The organism is Pantoea sp. ARC270 (assembly GCF_003236725.1).
GTDB classification, from domain to species: Bacteria; Pseudomonadota; Gammaproteobacteria; order Enterobacterales; family Enterobacteriaceae; genus Pantoea; species Pantoea anthophila.
The window spans coordinates 1-17,424 of sequence record NZ_PUGA01000061.1 but is presented as its reverse complement, the minus strand read 5'-3'; the positions used below and the strand labels follow the sequence as shown (position 1 = coordinate 17,424).

The window sequence follows — 17,424 nt, the reverse complement described above, 5'->3', positions numbered from 1 at the left end:
GTCCGGCACCGCGCACATCCCCTACGCACTCATAACGATCCATCAGGGTTTTCAGCTCAGCCAGCAGCTTCGCGCCGACGACCCGGCTGTGTTCCTGCAGCCCCTCTTCGGTGATCACCTTCAGCACAGCCTGCGCCGCGGCCATGGCGACCGGATTGCCGCCAAAGGTGTTGAAGTAAGGAATCGAGTCGCTGAAGGCGGCCAGCACATCACTTTTTGCCAGCAGCCCGGAAACGGGGATGCCATTGCCCATTGGCTTGCCGGTGGTAATGAGATCGGGCACGACATCGTGGCGGCCAAAGCCCCAGAAGGCGTCGCCGGTGCGGCCAAAGCCAGGCTGGACTTCATCGGCAATAAAGATCCCGCCGTTGGCGTGCACCACATCGACCGCTTTTTTCAGGAAGCCGCGCGGATTGGGCAGTACACCGTCCGAGGAGAAAATCGAGTCCGCCAGGAAACCGGCAAATTTAATGCCGTGCGCCGCCATGTCATCGATCTGCTGCTGAATCTGGTCAGCGAACCAGTCGCCAAGGTCGGGCGCATCCACCCGGTAGGCATCCGGCGGCATCACCAGCCGTGTGGTGGGGGCCAGCGGCTGTCCGCTGCCCAGCGCCGGCGACGCACCGGAGGTCAGCTCACTGGTGCCGTGATAGGCCTCCTTGCTGACAATGATGCCGGTGCCGCCGCTGAAGGCGCGCGCGACGCGGATTGCCAGGTCATTCGCTTCCGAGCCGGTGCACATATACATCGCACGATCGATCGCCGCAGGTGTGGTCGCCAGCAGCGCTTCACTGTAATCGAGGATATTTTCATGCAGGTAACGGGTGTGGGTGTTCAGCATTTTCATCTGCTGCGTCACCGCCTCGATCACCGCCGGATGGCAGTGGCCGATGCTCGCCACGTTGTTATACACATCGAGATATTTATCACCTGCGGCATCCCACAGGTATTGCCCTTCACCCCGCACCAGATGAACCGGTTTGCGATAGAACAGACGATAGGATTCGCCAAGCACTTTGCTGCGTTTATCGGTCAGTTTGCGCGTGTCGCTGTCCAGCGCATCGGCATGTTCGGCACGAAAACTGTTGGTATCCATAATGGTGGAACGCGTGGCCATAATGACTCCCGTGACAAGGATGAAGGAGGAAGATCAGACCCCTCCATCATGCCTGCCTGAAAATAAAATGCAACCAAATACACAAATACAACAAAATACACATGACGCAGGGAGATCGCCGCGTTAAGCTGATGCCTGATTCAGACGGACTCCTGCGCCTCACTGGCGTATTATCCGTGCTCTTCGCGCTTAAAAAGGAAACCGCTATGCTGCAGGAAACGCGCCTTCATCGCATCCGCGCCCTGCTGACCCGACTCAATCAGGTCAGTACCGAGCGCATCATCAGGGAGCTGGGGGTCTCACGCGAAACCGCGCGCCGCGATATCATCGAGCTGGAAGCGCTGGGGCTGGCGCGCCGCGTCCATGGCGGACTGGTGGCGATAGAACCCTCGGCAGAGCCGCCGCTGACGGAACGTCGCAGTACGCAGACCCGGGAGAAGCGCGCGATCGCCCGCGCCGCCGCGCAGCTGCTGCAGCCCGGACAGACGCTGTTCCTTGATGCGGGCAGTACCACCACGCTGCTGGCAGAAGAGCTGCACGCCCTGTCCGGCCTGACGATCGTGACCAACAGCCTGCAGGCCGCGCTGGCGCTGAGCGCCGGAGAGGAAGACCAGCCTCTGAATAATCAGATTATTTTGCTGGGCGGGAATATGTCCGCCGGGGCGCAACAGACGCGCGGTGAGATCACCGTGGGCGAAATCATCCGCTACCGCGCCGATGTGGCGCTGCTGTCGCCGGTTGGCATTGAGGCCGATTGTGGTGCCAGCAGTTTTCATCCGCATGAAGCGGCCATCGCCCGGGCAATGGTTCAGCAATCCGCCGCCTGCTATCTGCTGGCCGATCACACCAAGCTGGGCGTGGTCAGCCGGACAATCTACGCGCCGCCGCAGGCGATCAGCCTGCTGATTACCGACAGCGGCGGGGATAACGGTGCCGAACTGGATGCGTTGCAGCAGGCGCTGCCCCGGTTGATCGTGGTCTAGCGAAGCGGCAACGGCAGGTAATTTAACGCAGCCGCTGCGGGTGGCTGTAGACCGTGGCCCGGCCCGGCTTGCTGAAGCCGACCAGCGTCAGGTTGCAGCGCTCAGCCACCTCAACCGCCAGACGGGTCGCGGCAGAGACGGCGAACAGGATCTCGACGCCGCACATGGCGGACTTCTGCACCATCTCATAGCTGGCGCGGCTGGAGACCAGCAGCGCCCCCGGCCCCCACGCGGCCTGGCTGCGATAGCCCAGTAGCTTATCGAGTGCCACATGGCGACCCACATCTTCACAGCCGCCGGCCAGCTGACCATCGGGCTGGATCCACGCCGCCGCATGGGTGCAGCCGGTTTTCTGTCCGACAGGCTGAAACTCTTTCAGCTGTCCCAGCGCCCGATCGAGCTGATCCAGCGCAAAGGTCTGGGTAAAGGGTAACGGCGACAGCGGCTTGCCGATCTGATCCAGCTGTTCAACGCCACACACGCCACAGCCGGTCCGGCCCGCCAGCGCACGGCGCTGCGCTTTCAGCGCCATAAAGCGGCGGCTGGAAAGCTCAATCTGGACTTCAATACCGTGACAGCCCGGCACGATGTCCATGCCGAAAATATCGCCTGGCGCGTCGATAATGCCCTCTGACAGCGAAAAACCCAGCGCGAACGCCTCCAGGTCTTTGGGGGTGGTCATCATCACCACGTGAGAGATGCCGTTATAGACCAGCGCCACCGGCACCTCATCCGCCAGCCAGTCAGGCTGAGCCGTCATCAGATCGGCACGCTGCCAGACCTGCGCTGTGCTGACGCCGGCCTGAATTGTTAAATCTTCGCCTGAGTCAGGCTGGATAGCTTTCAAAAAATAGGACCTGTTGTTAATAAATAATTGCCGGTGCGGCTGCACGGCGAGGGGCTGACATCGTCTGATTTTGCCTGCAGGCCCGGCACAGCGCAAATAAACAGCGGGGCAATTCATGCGGTTTCAGGTGTGCCAGGGGCGCGGCCACGGCCGCGGGTGTGCAAAATGAGAAGGGGCACGGCTCCGGCATTAACATCCGGGAGCAAATCACCCCCGCCATCCGCGGCTGATGCTGAAAATGGACTTGCAATGCCGCTCTCCCGCCGCAGGTTTTTAACAAAATTTAGAAAAAGAATTACTAATCGCTAACCTGTTGACCCTGGTCAACTTACAGGCAATCAGGGCTGTTATTTTGCAGGGCTTCGCAATGGAGCCGGAAAAGAAGAACGATAACATGCAAATTAACAGACGGAGTTTTTTTAAGATCTGTGCGGGCGGACTGGCGGGAACCAGCGCGGCGTTGCTCGGTTTTGCCCCCACCACAGCCTTAGCCAGTGTCCGGGAGTTCAAGCTCATTCGCGCCAGAGAGACACGGAATAACTGCACCTACTGTTCCGTCGGCTGCGGCATGCTGATCTACAGCCTGGGGGATGGCGCTAAAAATGCCAGTGCCTCGATTTACCACATTGAAGGCGACCCGGACCATCCGGTCAGTCGCGGATCGCTCTGCCCCAAAGGCGCGGGCGTGATCGACTTTATTCACAGCGAGCAGCGGCTGAAGTACCCGGAATACCGTGCACCGGGCTCTGACACATGGCAGCGCATCAGCTGGGAGGAGGCATTTGATCGTATTGCCCGCCTGATGAAGCAGGATCGCGATGCCCACTTCCAGACCACCAACGCCGCAGGGGTCACGGTAAACCGCTGGCCAACCACCTCCATGCTCTGCTCCTCCGCCGCCAGTAATGAGACCGGCCTGCTCGACCAGAAGTTTGCCCGTTCGCTGGGCATTCTGGCGCTGGAGAACCAGGCGCGTCTCTGTCACGGCCCGACCGTGGCGGCGCTGGCCCCCAGCTTTGGTCGCGGAGCCATGACCAACAACTGGAATGACATCAAAAATGCCAATGTGGTGATGATCATGGGCGGCAACCCAGCCGAGGCGCATCCGGTCGGCTTTAAATGGGTCATTGAAGCGAAAACCCGGAACAAGGCGCAGGTCATTGTGGTCGATCCGCGCTTTAACCGCTCTGCCGCCGTTGCCGATTTTTACGCGCCCGTGCGGGCGGGCAGCGACGTCGTGTTCCTGATGGGGGTGATTAACTATCTGCTGCAGCACAACCTGATCCAGCAGGAGTATGTTCGCGCCTTCACCAACGCGGCCCTGATTGTCAGCGACGGCTTCAGCTTCAGCGACGGTCTGTTCAGCGGCTATGATGCCGACACCCGTCAGTACGATCGCCAGAGCTGGCACTATGAGCTGGATGAAAACGGCCATGCACGACGGGATGAGAGCTTCACTCATCCACGCTGCGTGCTGAATCTGCTGAAAACCCATGCCAGCCGTTATACGCCGGAGATGGTCACACGGATGTGCGGCACATCGCAGGACGCTTTTATCGCGGTGTGCGAACAGCTCGCGTCGACCTGCGTGCCGAATCGCACCGCCACCATCCTCTATGCGCTGGGCTGGACCCACCACACTAACGGCTCGCAGATTATCCGCACGGCGGCGATGATCCAGCTGCTGCTGGGCAATATCGGTATGCCGGGTGGCGGCATCAATGCGCTGCGTGGTCACTCCAATGTGCAGGGGTTTACCGATCTCGGCCTGCTGTCACAGAGTCTGCCGGGCTATCTGCCGCTGCCCTCCGAGAAGATGACCACACTGGCCAGCTGGCTGGAGAAGGCCACGCCGGTTGCGCCTCTGCCGGGGCAGGTCAACTACTGGCAGAACACCGACAAATTTTTTGTCAGCCTGATGAAGAGTTTCTACGGCGATAAGGCCACGGCGGAAAACCAGTGGGGCTACGACTGGCTGCCGAAATGGGACAAAAGTTACGACTGCATGGCGCAGGCGGAGATGATGGAACAGGGCGCGCTGAATGGCTGTCTGATTCAGGGCTTTAACCTGCTGGCCGCCTTCCCGGACAAAAATAAGGCGGTGCGAGCCCTTTCCCGGCTGAAGTTTATGGTGGTGATCGATCCGCTCAGCACGGAAACCGCCAGCTTCTGGCAACATCACGACGCGTTCAACGACGTCGACCCGGCGCAAATCCAGACCGAAGTGTTCCGCCTGCCCTCCTCCTGCTTCGCGGAAGAGTCGGGCTCGGTCGCAAACTCGTCACGCTGGCTGCAGTGGCACTGGGCTGCCGCCGAGCCGCCCGGAGAAGCGCTGCACGACGGAAAAATTCTCGGCAATCTGTTTATGCGGCTGCGCGAACTTTATCGTCTCGAAGGCGGTGCAAACCCTGAGCCGCTGATGGCCATGCGCTGGGACTACCGCGATCCGTTCAATCCTGAGCCGGAAGAGGTGGCGCAGGAGAGCAACGGCCAGGCGCTGGCCGATATTTATGACGCCAGTGGCAGGCTGCTGCTGAAAAAAGGTCAGCAGCTCAACAGCTTTTCAGAGCTGCGTAACGATGGCACCACCGCCAGCGCCTGCTGGATCTACAGCGGCAGCTGGACGCCGGACGGTAACCAGATGGCGCGGCGCGACAATGCCGATCCCTCCGGGCTGGGCGCGGTCTCCGGCTGGGCCTGGTCATGGCCGGCCAACCGCCGCATTCTCTACAACCGCGCCTCTGCGGATGCGCAGGGTAAAGCCTGGGATCCGCAGCGCCGCCTGATTGAGTGGGACGGCGCACGCTGGCACGGCATCGATGTGCCGGACTATCCGGTCACGCTGCCACCTCAGCAGCAGGCCGGGCCGTTTATCATGCAGCCCGACGGCATGGGTCACCTGTTTGCGCTGGATAAAATGGCGGATGGCCCGTTCCCGGAACACTATGAGCCGATGGAGAGTCCCCTCGCCGACAACCCCCTGCATCCGCAGCAGCGTCACAGCCCGGTCGTTCGTCTCTTCAGCAGTGACGTCGCACAGCTGGGCGAGGTCGCTGACTATCCCTGCGTCGCCACCACCTACTCCATCACTGAGCTGTTCCGCCACTGGACCAAGCACGCCCAGCTGAACGCCATTGCGCAGCCGGAGCAGTTTGTCGAAATCGGCACCGAACTGGCGGAGGAGAAAGGCATTCAGGCCGGTGACAGCGTCAGAGTCTCGTCACGCCGGGGTTATATCGAGGCCAAAGCGGTGGTTACCCGCCGTCTCCCGCGCCTGATGATTGACGGCAGGCCGGTGGATACCGTGGGTATTCCCTGTCACTGGGGCTTTGAGGGCACCACGCGTAAGGGCTTCCTCGCCAATACGCTGACGCCTTCCGTTGGCGACGCCAACTCGCAGACCCCGGAGTACAAGGGATTTTTAGTGAAAGTCGAAAAAGCGTAACGGTGGATGACCATGGCTTATCAATCACAAGATATTATCCGTCGCTCTGCGACCAGTGGCTTTACCCCGCCGCCGCAGGCGCGCGATCACCAGCGCGAAGTGGCGAAGCTTATTGACGTCACCACCTGTATTGGCTGCAAAGGCTGCCAGGTTGCCTGCTCCGAATGGAACGACATCCGCGATGAGGTCGGTCACAACATCGGGGTCTATGACAACCCCACCGATCTGAGCGCCAAATCCTGGACAGTGATGCGCTTTTCAGAAGTGGAAGAGAACGGCAGGCTCGCCTGGCTGATCCGTAAAGATGGCTGCATGCACTGCGCCGATCCCGGCTGCCTGAAGGCCTGTCCGTCAGCAGGCGCCATCATCCAGTACGCTAACGGCATCGTCGATTTTCAGTCTGAGCAGTGCATTGGCTGCGGCTACTGCATCGCGGGCTGTCCCTTCAACGTGCCCCGCATCAATAAAGAGGATAACCGCGCCTATAAATGCACCCTGTGCGTGGACCGCGTCAGCGTCGGCCAGGAACCCGCCTGTGTGAAGACCTGTCCGACCGGTGCCATTCATTTCGGCAGCAAAAGCGACATGCTGACGCTGGCGGAGGAGCGCGTAACAGAGCTGAAGTCACGCGGCTTTGCGCAGGCGGGTCTCTACAACCCGGAAGGCGTGGGCGGCACCCATGTGATGTATGTGCTGCATCATGCTGACAAGCCCCAGCGCTATCACGGCCTGCCGGCGAATCCGGGCATCAGCCCCACCGTGACCTTCTGGAAGGGGATCTGGAAACCGCTGGCGGCGGTGGGTTTTGCCGCCACGTTCGCCGCATCAATTTTCCACTATGTCGGCGTCGGTCCGAATCGCGTCACCGACGCACACGACAGTGACGACGATCAGCAAAGGGAGGATAAATAATGAACAAGCCCGATCGTCTGGTGCGCTACCGCGCACCGGAACGCATTAATCACTGGATCGTCGCAATCTGCTTTGTCATCACGGCCTTAAGCGGTCTGGGTTTTTTCTTTCCCTCCTTCAACTGGCTGATGCAGATATTCGGCACGCCACAACTGGCGCGTATTCTGCATCCTTTCACCGGTGTGGTGATGTTTGCCGCTTTTATGCTGATGTTTTTGCGCTACTGGAAAGAGAACCTGATCAATCGTGATGACCTCTGCTGGGCCAGAAATATTCACCGGATTGCACGCAATGAAGAGGTGGGTGATACCGGTAAATATAACTTTGGTCAGAAGTGTGTGTTCTGGGCTGCTATCATCAGCTTAGTCCTGCTGCTTGCCAGCGGCATTGTGATCTGGCGACCTTACTTTGCTGATGCCTTCGCCATTCCGCTGATTCGTCTGGCACTGGTGGTGCATTCGGTGTCAGCAGTGGTACTGATCATCGTCATCATGGTGCATGTTTATGCTGCACTGTGGGTCAAAGGCACACTGACCGCGATGGTTGAGGGCTGGGTCAGCGCCGACTGGGCCAGACATCACCATCCCCGCTGGTTTCGTGAGCAGCGTAAACTGCCAGAAAAACAGGATAAACGCCCCTGATGAGTATTCGCATAATCCCGCAAGATCAGCTGGAGAAAGGCGAAAAGAACACGGCGGAGAGGATTCCGCCGTTACTTTTTCCACGGCTGAAAAATTTATACAGCCGTCGTGCTGCGCGACTGCGCGACCTGGCGGCGAAAAATCCACTCGGCGACTATCTGCGCTTTGCGGCAACGATCGCCGAAGCGCAGGAGATTGTGCTGTATGACCACCCGCTGCATATCGATCTGCATGCCCGACTGACGCAGAGCGCCAGCGAGGGTAAGCCGCCGCTGAACATCCACACCCTGCCGCGCGATCCGCACTGGCAGCGGCTGCTGCACTCGCTGATTGCCGAACTGAAGCCGGAGATGAGCGGTCAGGCGCTGGCGGTGCTGGAGAATCTGGAAAAAGCCTCCGCCACCGAGCTGGAGACGCTGGCCAGTGCGCTGTTTACCGGCGATTATGCGCAGGTCAGCAGCGACAGAGCGCCCTTTATCTGGGCGGCGCTCTCGCTCTACTGGGCGCAGATGGCGGCCCTGATCCCGGGCAAAGCGCGGGCGGAGATGGGCGATCAGCGGCAGTTCTGTCCGGTGTGCGCCAGTATGCCGGTCGCCAGCGTGGTCCATATGGGCAGTGATGAAGGCGCGCGTTACCTGCACTGTAATCTGTGCGAAAGTGAATGGCATGTGGTACGCAGTAAGTGTACCCAGTGCGAGCAGTCCCGCGATCTGCACTACTGGTCGCTCAACAGCGAGCTGGCGGCGGTGAAGGCAGAGAGCTGCGGCGACTGTGGCACCTACCTGAAGATGCTCTATCAGGAGAAAGATCCGGCCATCGAACCGGTGGCCGACGATCTGGCGTCGCTGATACTGGATGCCCGGATGGAGCAGGAAGGTTTTGCTCGCAGCAGTCTCAACCCCTTTATGTTTCCTGGCGAATAGGCGATGAATCCGGAGAACCCGATGAAACTGATTGGCAGCTATACCAGCCCGTTTGTGCGTAAGATTTCGATTATCATGCTGGAAAAAGGCATTACGTTTGAATTCGTCAACGCCTCGCCCTACAGCGATGACAGCCACGTACCGCACTACAATCCGCTGGGCAAAGTCCCGGCGCTGGTCGCTGACGATAAGCAAATCTGGTTCGACTCCAGCATCATCGCGGAATTTCTGGAACTGCGCGGGGCAGAGCCTGCCCTGCTGCCTGCTGATCCGCTTGCGTCGCTTAACATCCGTCAGCTGGAGAAGCTGGCGGATGGCATCTGCGATGCCGCGCTGGTGATCGTGCGCGAGCAGCTGCGGCCGGGGGATTTGCAGTCAGAGGAGGTGCTGGTGCGCAATCGGGAAAAGATTCAGCGCAGCCTCGACATGCTGGAAGCGAAAGCCGCAGAGGGAAAATGGCTCAACAACGGTCAGCTCAATCTGGCGGACATCGCCACCGGCTGTATGATTGGCTATCTCAATTTCCGCCGCGTGGTGCCTAACTGGTGTGTTGAGCGTCCGGCACTGGTGAAGCTGGCGGAAACGCTGTTTCAGCGTGAGAGCTTTGCAATGACAACGCCGCCTGCGGCGTGAGGGTGCTGTAGCCAGACCTATTAAGAGTGGCAATGGTGTCTGGCACAGTAGAACATTTTATCTGCTGGTCAGCAGCAGAGCTGATCAGAGGAGGCGATAGAGCGCTCGGGAACATGATAACCGTACTTACTAACAGGTTCTTTCAACTCGGTCACCGATACTGGGTTCTGGATTTTCATCTCATGCCTGTCCAGTAAATTCCTGCGGACAATCTCGTTTAAAATACGCTCCGGAATATTATCAGCATCAGAGGTTTTATCATCATGAACAATAAGGTGGCTTGCGTTTTCATACCCTGGTGCCCACATATTATTGTTAGGTAAGTTTTTATAAACGGCGATGAGTGGTTTTTTCCACGCAGCAGAGATATGTACTATCGAAGTATCAGGTGTTATGACCACATCCGATTCTTTGATCAATGCCATCACATGATGCAATGTACAAAAGGGATTTTTTATAACACCATCAGGGAGCGGCACTAATAATTCGTTACGATGATCCAGAACGATTAACTTTATTTCTTTACCTTTATTATTAACCAGATGAATAAGATCCAGCAATTGCTGTTGTGAGAAGCTTCTTTCTGGGGTACCTGCAAAGGCATTAATAATAATCTTTTTCTTATTTTTCCATGGTTTTAGAAAGTCTTTTACCTCATTAAGCACGCCATCAGGAAAATATAAAATATAATCGACGCTGCCTGTAGCTTTAACGCCAATCATTATGCAGAACAAAGACAATAATTCTGTAACATGCTGTTTTTCATTTTTAAAAGGTACTGAAACGGTGTAATGGCCCATATCAGATTTTTTATTTAACCCAATAACGAACCTCGCATTGATATCATTAAACAGTTTCATCCGATGCACCGGCGTTTCGGATAAACAAGGATCAATAATTAGATCATATTCATTTCTATTTAGCATCTTTATCGTTGCCCTTGAAACGTTGTGATTCAAAGACTTCAGGTAATGGTTATAACTGCAATTTCTCGCCTTATAAACATGTCTGATAAAAGGGTTATATTTTATTACGTCGTAACAGGCTTCATTTACCAGCACATCAACTGCATAGCCAGCCTGATGAAGCAACCTGATGAGTGGAGTCGAAACGATGATATCACCCACTTTGCCTTCATTTCGAACAAGCAATATGGTTTTCACAGAGTCTGGGTTAAAGGTGACTTTTGTCCGTTTATCCCACAGAAGCTTTGCAATTGCGATTCTTACTTTGAGCTTCACCTCTTTGAGAGAGTAATTTTTTCTTCGGTTCCACTCCCGTATTTTTTTGAATGGTCCCTTTAATACGGTGATCCTCACATCCTTATTCATTTCACCCTTCCTGCTTCCTGAGTACATCATTTTCATGATACCCAAACATCATAAATGAGCAGCTATTTTTTATATAAACTTTCCATTAAGCTTGTAATTCTACAACACCCGAAAACACTTAGACCATATAATAACCCTTATTTATTTCGTAGAATCATCATTCATCTAACATCGCTGGTTAGGATTTTGATACAGATACCTGTCAACGTTTAATCAAATACACTTTAGTGCATCATACGTTACGATATGGCAATTCAGGTTACCATATATAAGCATTTCACTTACAAATTGCCCATGCTGAACTGTAATTAATTATTTAATTAAAGAGGATTAGTTAAAAAATTGAGAAGCCATGACCTTTATTAACTGCATGCTTATTTCGTTCATAGCAGTGGGATAAACGCTTTTGGAGATAGTATTAACCATCGGAAAAAATCCGTTTTTCAGAGATGCCTCGCAATCTTTTCCGAAGCTTTCGGCGAGTTTACAAAGCAGACGATGTATATTTGAACAGTAGAAAACTGCAAAGGAAGAGTATAACGATGTGATCGCCGGGCTGGGATAGTTGATCATCCGGCTGGCTGAGGCATGCTCGACAGATAAAAAAATCCCGGCGCTGTGTGGTCGGGATCTTCTCAGTGGAAGTTAAAAGCCTTTCACTTTAAATAGGCGGAACAACACTATTCCAGCGCCTAATATAGCCCCTCCGACACCACCGATTTTCACTCCTCGTAAAACTTCATTCCATGTCAATCCAAACTCGTCTGTTAAAACCCACAAGATTGTGACAAAAAAGAGTTTTACTAATAATCCAGCGATAATTACGGAGATTAAGCAGATAAAGAATATGCAAAAACTTAGAATAAGCTCTCTTTTTAAAACATCATGCTGGAGATTCATTTGCTGACCTTATCAATAATCTTCTGAGCCTCAGAACTGCCATATTCGGAACTTAAGGAGCCGGTAACGTTTCCTGGCGCTCCGGGAATCTGACTCGGCAACATTTCCTTTGAGATCCCCAGCTGTCCCTTAATCTCAGTGTATCTCAGTAGTTCAGGATTAAACTTGGGATCCCAGCCTCCGGTAATCAATTTACCGGCAGTATTTGTAATCGGCTTCACAATATAATTGCCAACCCCATATCCAGCTCCCGCACCAAATCCATTTGTAATAGCACCAGTTAGTGGATCATCGCCATTTATCTGATTGGTTAAAGCGCCTCCGGCGGCATTCCAGATAACTGTCCCGGTCAGGCCATTTCCGATGGTAAGAACATTTGCCCAGCCAGCTATCACAGAATTAACCGGATTAATCACACCATTATCAATATACTGCATCCCGGCATTAGCACCTGCTCCCAGCGCCCACATAGCTTGGGCAGAAGTGGTTAAAGATGCCACTCCGCCCATAGCCAGTGCAGCCGCATAGGCTTTATTTTCCGCCAGGCCGCGCTTACAAGCTTCACCGGAAGGATTATCACTACAGGCGAGAACATCAGCACCATGCTCCCTGGCTTTTTCTGCCTGTGCCTCTTCGTTACCACCAAACAGATTGTTGTTGACCGCGTTCTGTCCCGCCTGCGCACCCGCCACCGCATCCGCCGTGCTGTTCCCAACTACGCCGCCTGCCAGACCCGCTGCCAGCGTCCCAAGGGCGCTGATTTGCTGTTTCTCCGTCTCGCTCAGGTCACCGACCGCTTTGCCCGGATACAGCAGGTTGATCACCAGCTTCGCCATCAGCTCACCGCTGACCGCTCCGGCTGCACCCGCCAGCGCTGAGTTGCCGGATGCGTATATGCAATTTCAGTCGGTTATCAGCACTTATTACAGCATACTTGTTCTGAATATCTCCGCATTCACGGCCGGCTTTACGACAGGCAGTCATTTCTCTGTCAAAAGCATGAGCCTCGTCGTAGCTAAGGTAGTTATTCTCAACAACAATCCCAACTCTGTGGATGAAATTTTATCCTATCTTTACTCTAAAATCCTTTTAGTTTAAATAGCCTGGCAATAACAAAAACAACACCAGTGAAAGTACCAATCACAAAACCAATTTTAATGATTTTAAGTATATCGGCTTTTGTCAAATCGAAAGATCCTGTTAGCATCCAAACTAAAATGTCTATAGACAAGGCTATACACAGGAAACTAACCACAATCCCCAGCATACAACCGATAAATAGAATCAGCAGATTTAATATTTTCTCATTGAAGATTTTCATTTCAATTTATTCTCAATGATTGGTTCGAGTTTTTTCCCTCCATACTCGGAAGAGAAAGACGCTCCAATGTCGCCAAAACTGCCAGGAATGTTACTGGGTGTTACTTCTTTTGATATGCCAAAATCGCCTTTAATCTCAGTATACTTTTGCAAAGTCGGATTAAACTTCGGATCCCAACCACCTTTCCACCAGTTTGTCCCGGCATTCACTCCCCATGAGAGCCCTTTACCAATGCCATAGCCGATACCAGAACCAGCACCATTGATGAGCGCACCAGACAGTGGGTCTTTGTCATCAATCCAATTACCCAGCGCACCACCTGCGGCATTCCAGCCGACTGTACTCGCAAGGCCATTGCCCATACTGATAACGTTCACCCAGCCTGCAATAGCCGCATTAGCTGGATCAATTGCTCCATCCGCCCAGTAGCTAATCCCCGCATTAGCGCCAGCACCAAGCCCCCACATAGTCTGAGCACCACCAGGCAGGAGAGCAACACTGCCTGTAGCCAGCGCTAACCCTACCGCATCATGTTCATTTTTTGCTTTCTGACATGCGCTTCCGGCAGGATTATCAGAACAGCTCGCCATATCGACACCATGCTGACGTATCCACGCAGCCTGTGACTCTTCACTGCCACCCAGCAGGTTATTCTCAACCGCGTTCTTACCCGCCTGCGCACCCGCCACCGCATCCGCCGTGCTGTTCCCAACTACGCCGCCTGCCAGACCCGCTGCCAGCGTCCCAAGGGCGCTGATTTGCTGTTTCTCCGTCTCGCTCAGTTCGCTGACCGTTTTCCCCGGATACAGCTGCTTCATAACAAGCTGCGCCATCAGTTCGCCGCTGACCCCGCCCGCTGCACCCGCTAGTGCGCTGTTGCCGGATGCATATGAGGTTACCGCACCCAGTACCGCGTGTGCCATCGCCTGTGCTTCAGGGTTGCCTTCCGTCAGCTTGTGTATCTGTTCCGCAAGATACGGTGCTGACGCGCCGCTTACCGCCTGCGCAAGGTTTCCGCCCGACAGCCCCTGCACCGCCGCCGTTGCCGCGCTGATGCCCTGCTGAAGGGACGAACCCGTCCCGAACGGCTTCATCGCCGTGTCGTAAGCCTGCTTCGCTATCTCATCTGACGTCGGGTTCAGCTTCCCTTTTCCTGCCAGCTCTTCCCTGGCAGCCGCCAGTGCTGCCGGGTCCTGCTGCGCCTTCAGGCCCGCTATCTGGCCCTGCGTCCGCGCGATATCCCCCGCCTGCGCCCCGATTTCGCCAATGAGTTGCGCCGCCTTCAGCCGGTTCTGCTCCTTCTCCTTGTCGAAAATAACGTCCAGACCCGGATTTGCTTTTGCCGCGTCCTGCGCCTATTTTCCTTCGAAGAGCATTTATCTGCTGCTGCGCCTGCTCGCGCTCTGCTGGGTCTTTGCTGTTGAGTTTCTGCTTCGCTATCTCCAGTCCCGTCTTCTCACTAACGTGCAGCCAGTTATTCTCAACGAAGGTGGGATCTACCAGCATCCGACACGCAGACCGTAATGATACGCCCACCTATTACAGCCGCTGTCCAACCCTTAACCTTAAAGGGCAATGGCTGGAAGAGGCGGGGTTTGCGACCGGGCAGCCAGTTAAGGTGTCGGATACCGGCCTAACAGGGGCCAGCCGAACCCGCTGCCACAGCTCACTATCAAGGGGCGATGGCTGGAAGCACTGGGCTTTACGACCGGGCAGAAGACCGAGGTGATCACCGGGCCGGGACAGCTGATCATCCGACTGGCGAATGAGGGATAACTGATTGATAACATTAAAATCCCATCCGGTTGGCTGGGATTCATTAATTAAGTGAAGTAACAATTTGATCGTAAAAAAAATCTCCAAAATCATCATAATATGGTTTAAAAGCAGCTTTTAGGTCTTTTATTCCCGGAGTCCATAGCAGAACTTTATTTTTTCCACCTTTGCTACAGTCCAACACAACATAATCACCATCGCCTGTCGCATTTATAATCACATAATTTTCAGATAGATTTGATTCTTGTCGTTCTTTTATAGTTAACCATATAGCATCAGGTATACCAGAGTTAATAAAATCTGCTTTGATTATTCCATAAAATTCCTGCCCAGCTATATCACCACAGCCCAGATTTTGCAGGAAAAATCTATAGCTATCCGGGAACTCAACACCAAGAGTCTTTTCTGCAAGAGCAATCAAGCTTTCTTCTTTAATTCCCTCAAAATCAGCATCATCTTGGTGCTGATTTATTATAGAGATAGCTTTCCTGACGTTATCGATGCTCATATTGACCTACTTTTTAAAATCATTTGATCTTTGTTTCCAGTAATCAGAACGCCATTTATTAAATTCATTGCGATCAATACCTGAAGGTATACTATTATCATTAATATGAATAATGCTATGATTATCCTTATGAAAACTCTGAGTAACTTCTGCTATCGGGCCATCCTGCTTTTGCAACATATGATGAAGGTTTACTGATTGACCATTTGCATCTAAAGGAGCCAATCCTTTTTCCATTCTTTGAATATTTGATCTTCCTCTGGAGTCAACCGCATTAGGATCAAACAAGTCGTTCCTTTGATAAACCTTATTCCCGTTAATATTAACCGGCTCAGCGCTCCAGTATTTACGATCCTGACCAAAATAATTTACTGAAGTAACATTATCGCTGGCCTTATTAATCAGCTTCGACGCTTCAGCAACATCCCCTTTCTTCAGCGCCGCTTCCGCTGCCTTAATCACTTTACCGGCCGCATCACCTGCGCCAGGGATAATCCCTGCCGCAGCCGCCAGATAATCCAGCGCCGACTGCGCCTCCGCAAAGCTTTTGATATCACCCACAACAGGCACGAAGTCAGTGCCCAGCGAAGCCATATCTTTCAGTGCTTCACGCCGTTCAGTGTACATCTTCACCGAGCAGGCTTCGGCGCTCATGCCGCCGCAGTTGGCCTCTTTATAGCGCTCGTTTTCGGCCTCAACGTACTCACCAGCCTTCTGTTCCGGCGTTTTACCTTCAGACTGCGCCTGCGCAATATCACTTAGTGCGTTATTTTCCAGCGCATTCTTACCCGCCTGTGCGCCCGCCACAACACCCGCCGAACTGTCTCCCACTACGCCGCCTGCCAGGCCCGCCGCCAGCGTACCCAGCGCACTTATCGTCTGCCGCTGCTCTTCGCTCAGGTCTTTACGTTTAACGCCTGGATACAGCTGCTGCGCGATGTACTCGCCCATCGCCGCGCCCGATGCGCCTGCCAGCGCCAAGTTGCCGGATGCATACGAGCTTACCGCACCCAGTACCGCGTGCGCCATCAGGTTCGCTTCGGTATTGACGTTACCCTTCGCGTCCGTCGTCAGCTCATGTATCTTTTCGGCCAAGTAAGGTGCCGACGCGCCGCTTATCGCCTGCGCCACGTTCCCGCCCGACAGCCCCTGCACCGCCGCCGTCACCGCGCTGATGGCACGCTGCACCTTACCGCCGGTCCCGAACCCGCTGTCAACGAACGCCTGATTGTAAAAGTTGCTGTAAACCTGTGTGTTAACGTCACTTTCGCTGTACTGCTTCGTCGGATCCTTCGCTTTCAGCTCCGCCAGCGCCCTGTCGCGGTCGGCCTGCGAGACACCGGATATCTTCTCATTGGCGGCACGGGTCGCGATGATTTCGCCCTGCGTCCGCGCGATATCTCCCGCCTGCGCCCCAATTTCGCCTATCAGCTGCGCCGCCTTCAGCCGGTTCTGCTCCTTCTCCTTGTCAAAGATGACGTCCAGACCCGGATTCGCGTTTTCGACGTCGCGGCTGAGGTCCGCCACGTCCTGCACCTGCTTTTCCTTATCACGGATAACGAGTGTGCCTTCGCTTACCGCCGACTTCGTCACCGAGTCGGCGCTGCCGCTGTCGTTCAGTCCCGCCAGCATCCCGTTCGCCATGTTACCGGCAAAGTTCCCGCCGATGCCGCCGCCGGTGCTCATGCCTGCGCTCTGATGCTGCACCTCATATTCCGCATGGTTCTCTGTGTCGCTGAACCCCAGCGTTCCGGTGTCGAGCCTGTTCAGGCTGGCATCTGCCGTACTCGCGATAACCGCACCGTTCAGCTGCGTGTGCTCACCCACGGTCACGTCAAAGCCGCCCTGACCCGCATAAATCCCGGTCTGCTCCGCCACGCTCTGCCAGTTGCTGTGCATCTTGTCCCGGCTCACGTTCACGTTCGCCGACCCGGTCATTGAGCCGAAGGTGAAGCTGCCGCCCGCGCTGGCGCTCTGTTGCTTCGCGTCGTAGCGGTCGCTGTCCTGCTCCGAGGTCAGCGTCAGGTTGCGGCCCGCGTCCACCTTCACGCTGTTGCCGTTTGCCTGCGCGCCCGTGAGCGTCGTGT

General features: G+C 54.8%; 13 protein-coding genes and 4 pseudogenes. 8 read left to right on the top strand and 9 right to left on the bottom strand.

Features of this window, described 5'->3' with window-relative positions; all coding sequences use genetic code 11:
• A partial coding sequence (locus CKF42_RS20320) for an aspartate aminotransferase family protein (RefSeq protein ID WP_111209061.1) occupies positions 1–1,117 on the bottom strand: 1,117 nt, incomplete at its 3' end.
• Between the two features lie 206 nt (positions 1,118–1,323).
• On the opposite strand from CKF42_RS20320, the gene CKF42_RS20315 reads away from it, so the two are divergent.
• Complete coding sequence (locus tag CKF42_RS20315) at positions 1,324–2,100, top strand: DeoR/GlpR family DNA-binding transcription regulator (RefSeq protein ID WP_009088330.1); 777 nt, start codon at positions 1,324–1,326, stop codon at positions 2,098–2,100.
• A gap of 22 nt (positions 2,101–2,122) precedes the next feature.
• On the opposite strand, the gene fdhD is transcribed toward CKF42_RS20315, so the two are convergent.
• A complete protein-coding gene (fdhD, locus tag CKF42_RS20310; RefSeq protein ID WP_111209060.1) occupies positions 2,123–2,947 on the bottom strand; it encodes a formate dehydrogenase accessory sulfurtransferase FdhD in 825 nt (274 codons plus the stop codon).
• A 394-nt stretch (positions 2,948–3,341) separates the two neighbouring features.
• On the opposite strand from fdhD, the gene fdnG reads away from it, so the two are divergent.
• Genes fdnG through CKF42_RS20280 form a run of 5 tightly spaced genes read left to right on the top strand, consistent with a single transcriptional unit; the run spans position 3,342 to position 9,501 of the window.
• Positions 3,342–6,392, top strand: coding sequence for a formate dehydrogenase-N subunit alpha (gene fdnG / locus CKF42_RS20300; protein WP_111209064.1), 3,051 nt, complete (start codon positions 3,342–3,344; stop codon positions 6,390–6,392).
• Positions 6,393–6,404: 12 nt separating this feature from the next.
• On the top strand, positions 6,405–7,304 hold the full coding sequence (gene fdxH / locus CKF42_RS20295; protein WP_111209063.1) for a formate dehydrogenase subunit beta: 900 nt from the start codon (positions 6,405–6,407) through the stop codon (positions 7,302–7,304).
• Positions 7,304–7,945 (top strand): formate dehydrogenase cytochrome b556 subunit, encoded by a 642-nt coding sequence (fdoI, locus tag CKF42_RS20290; protein ID WP_111209058.1) that lies wholly within the window; start codon positions 7,304–7,306, stop codon positions 7,943–7,945. Before fdxH ends, fdoI begins: the two co-directional genes overlap by 1 nt.
• Positions 7,945–8,868: a formate dehydrogenase accessory protein FdhE gene (gene fdhE / locus CKF42_RS20285; RefSeq protein ID WP_058957166.1), complete on the top strand. Its 924-nt coding sequence runs from the start codon at positions 7,945–7,947 to the stop codon at positions 8,866–8,868. Before fdoI ends, fdhE begins: the two co-directional genes overlap by 1 nt.
• Positions 8,869–8,889: 21 nt before the next feature.
• Positions 8,890–9,501, top strand: a complete 612-nt coding sequence (locus CKF42_RS20280; protein WP_058957167.1) for a glutathione S-transferase — start codon at positions 8,890–8,892, stop codon at positions 9,499–9,501.
• Positions 9,502–9,569: 68 nt separating this feature from the next.
• Here CKF42_RS20280 and CKF42_RS20275 read toward each other — a convergent pair whose 3' ends face one another.
• The 5 genes and pseudogenes from CKF42_RS20275 to CKF42_RS20255 all read right to left on the bottom strand — a co-directional run.
• Positions 9,570–10,832 carry a glycosyltransferase family 9 protein gene (locus CKF42_RS20275; RefSeq protein WP_111209057.1) on the bottom strand — a complete coding sequence of 421 codons (1,263 nt, stop codon included), beginning with the start codon at positions 10,830–10,832 and terminating at the stop codon, positions 9,570–9,572.
• A gap of 645 nt (positions 10,833–11,477) precedes the next feature.
• The gene (locus tag CKF42_RS20270; protein WP_111209056.1) at positions 11,478–11,732 is read right to left on the bottom strand and encodes a hypothetical protein; all 255 of its coding nucleotides are present in this window, start codon (positions 11,730–11,732) and stop codon (positions 11,478–11,480) included.
• Positions 11,729–12,625, bottom strand: a pseudogene (locus CKF42_RS20265) (VENN motif pre-toxin domain-containing protein); the annotation flags it as partial. The pseudogene CKF42_RS20265 and the gene CKF42_RS20270, both read right to left, overlap by 4 nt.
• Before the next feature lie 185 nt (positions 12,626–12,810).
• Positions 12,811–13,053 carry a hypothetical protein gene (locus CKF42_RS20260; RefSeq protein ID WP_111209054.1) on the bottom strand — a complete coding sequence of 81 codons (243 nt, stop codon included), beginning with the start codon at positions 13,051–13,053 and terminating at the stop codon, positions 12,811–12,813.
• Positions 13,050–14,408 (bottom strand): annotated as a pseudogene (locus CKF42_RS20255) (VENN motif pre-toxin domain-containing protein); the annotation flags it as partial. The pseudogene CKF42_RS20255 and the gene CKF42_RS20260, both read right to left, overlap by 4 nt.
• A 134-nt stretch (positions 14,409–14,542) precedes the next feature.
• On the opposite strand from CKF42_RS20255, the pseudogene CKF42_RS21540 reads away from it, so the two are divergent.
• Positions 14,543–14,620, top strand: a pseudogene (locus tag CKF42_RS21540) (hypothetical protein); the annotation flags it as partial.
• Between the two features lie 53 nt (positions 14,621–14,673).
• Positions 14,674–14,829: pseudogene (locus CKF42_RS21415) on the top strand (SymE family type I addiction module toxin); the annotation flags it as partial.
• A gap of 43 nt (positions 14,830–14,872) precedes the next feature.
• On the opposite strand, the gene CKF42_RS20240 reads toward CKF42_RS21415, so the two are convergent.
• Both CKF42_RS20240 and CKF42_RS20235 read right to left on the bottom strand, forming a co-directional pair.
• Entirely contained in the window at positions 14,873–15,337 is a 465-nt protein-coding gene (locus tag CKF42_RS20240) for an SMI1/KNR4 family protein (protein ID WP_111209052.1), read from the bottom strand.
• A 6-nt stretch (positions 15,338–15,343) separates the two neighbouring features.
• A partial coding sequence (locus CKF42_RS20235) for an HNH/ENDO VII family nuclease (protein WP_199559897.1) occupies positions 15,344–17,424 on the bottom strand: 2,081 nt, incomplete at its 5' end.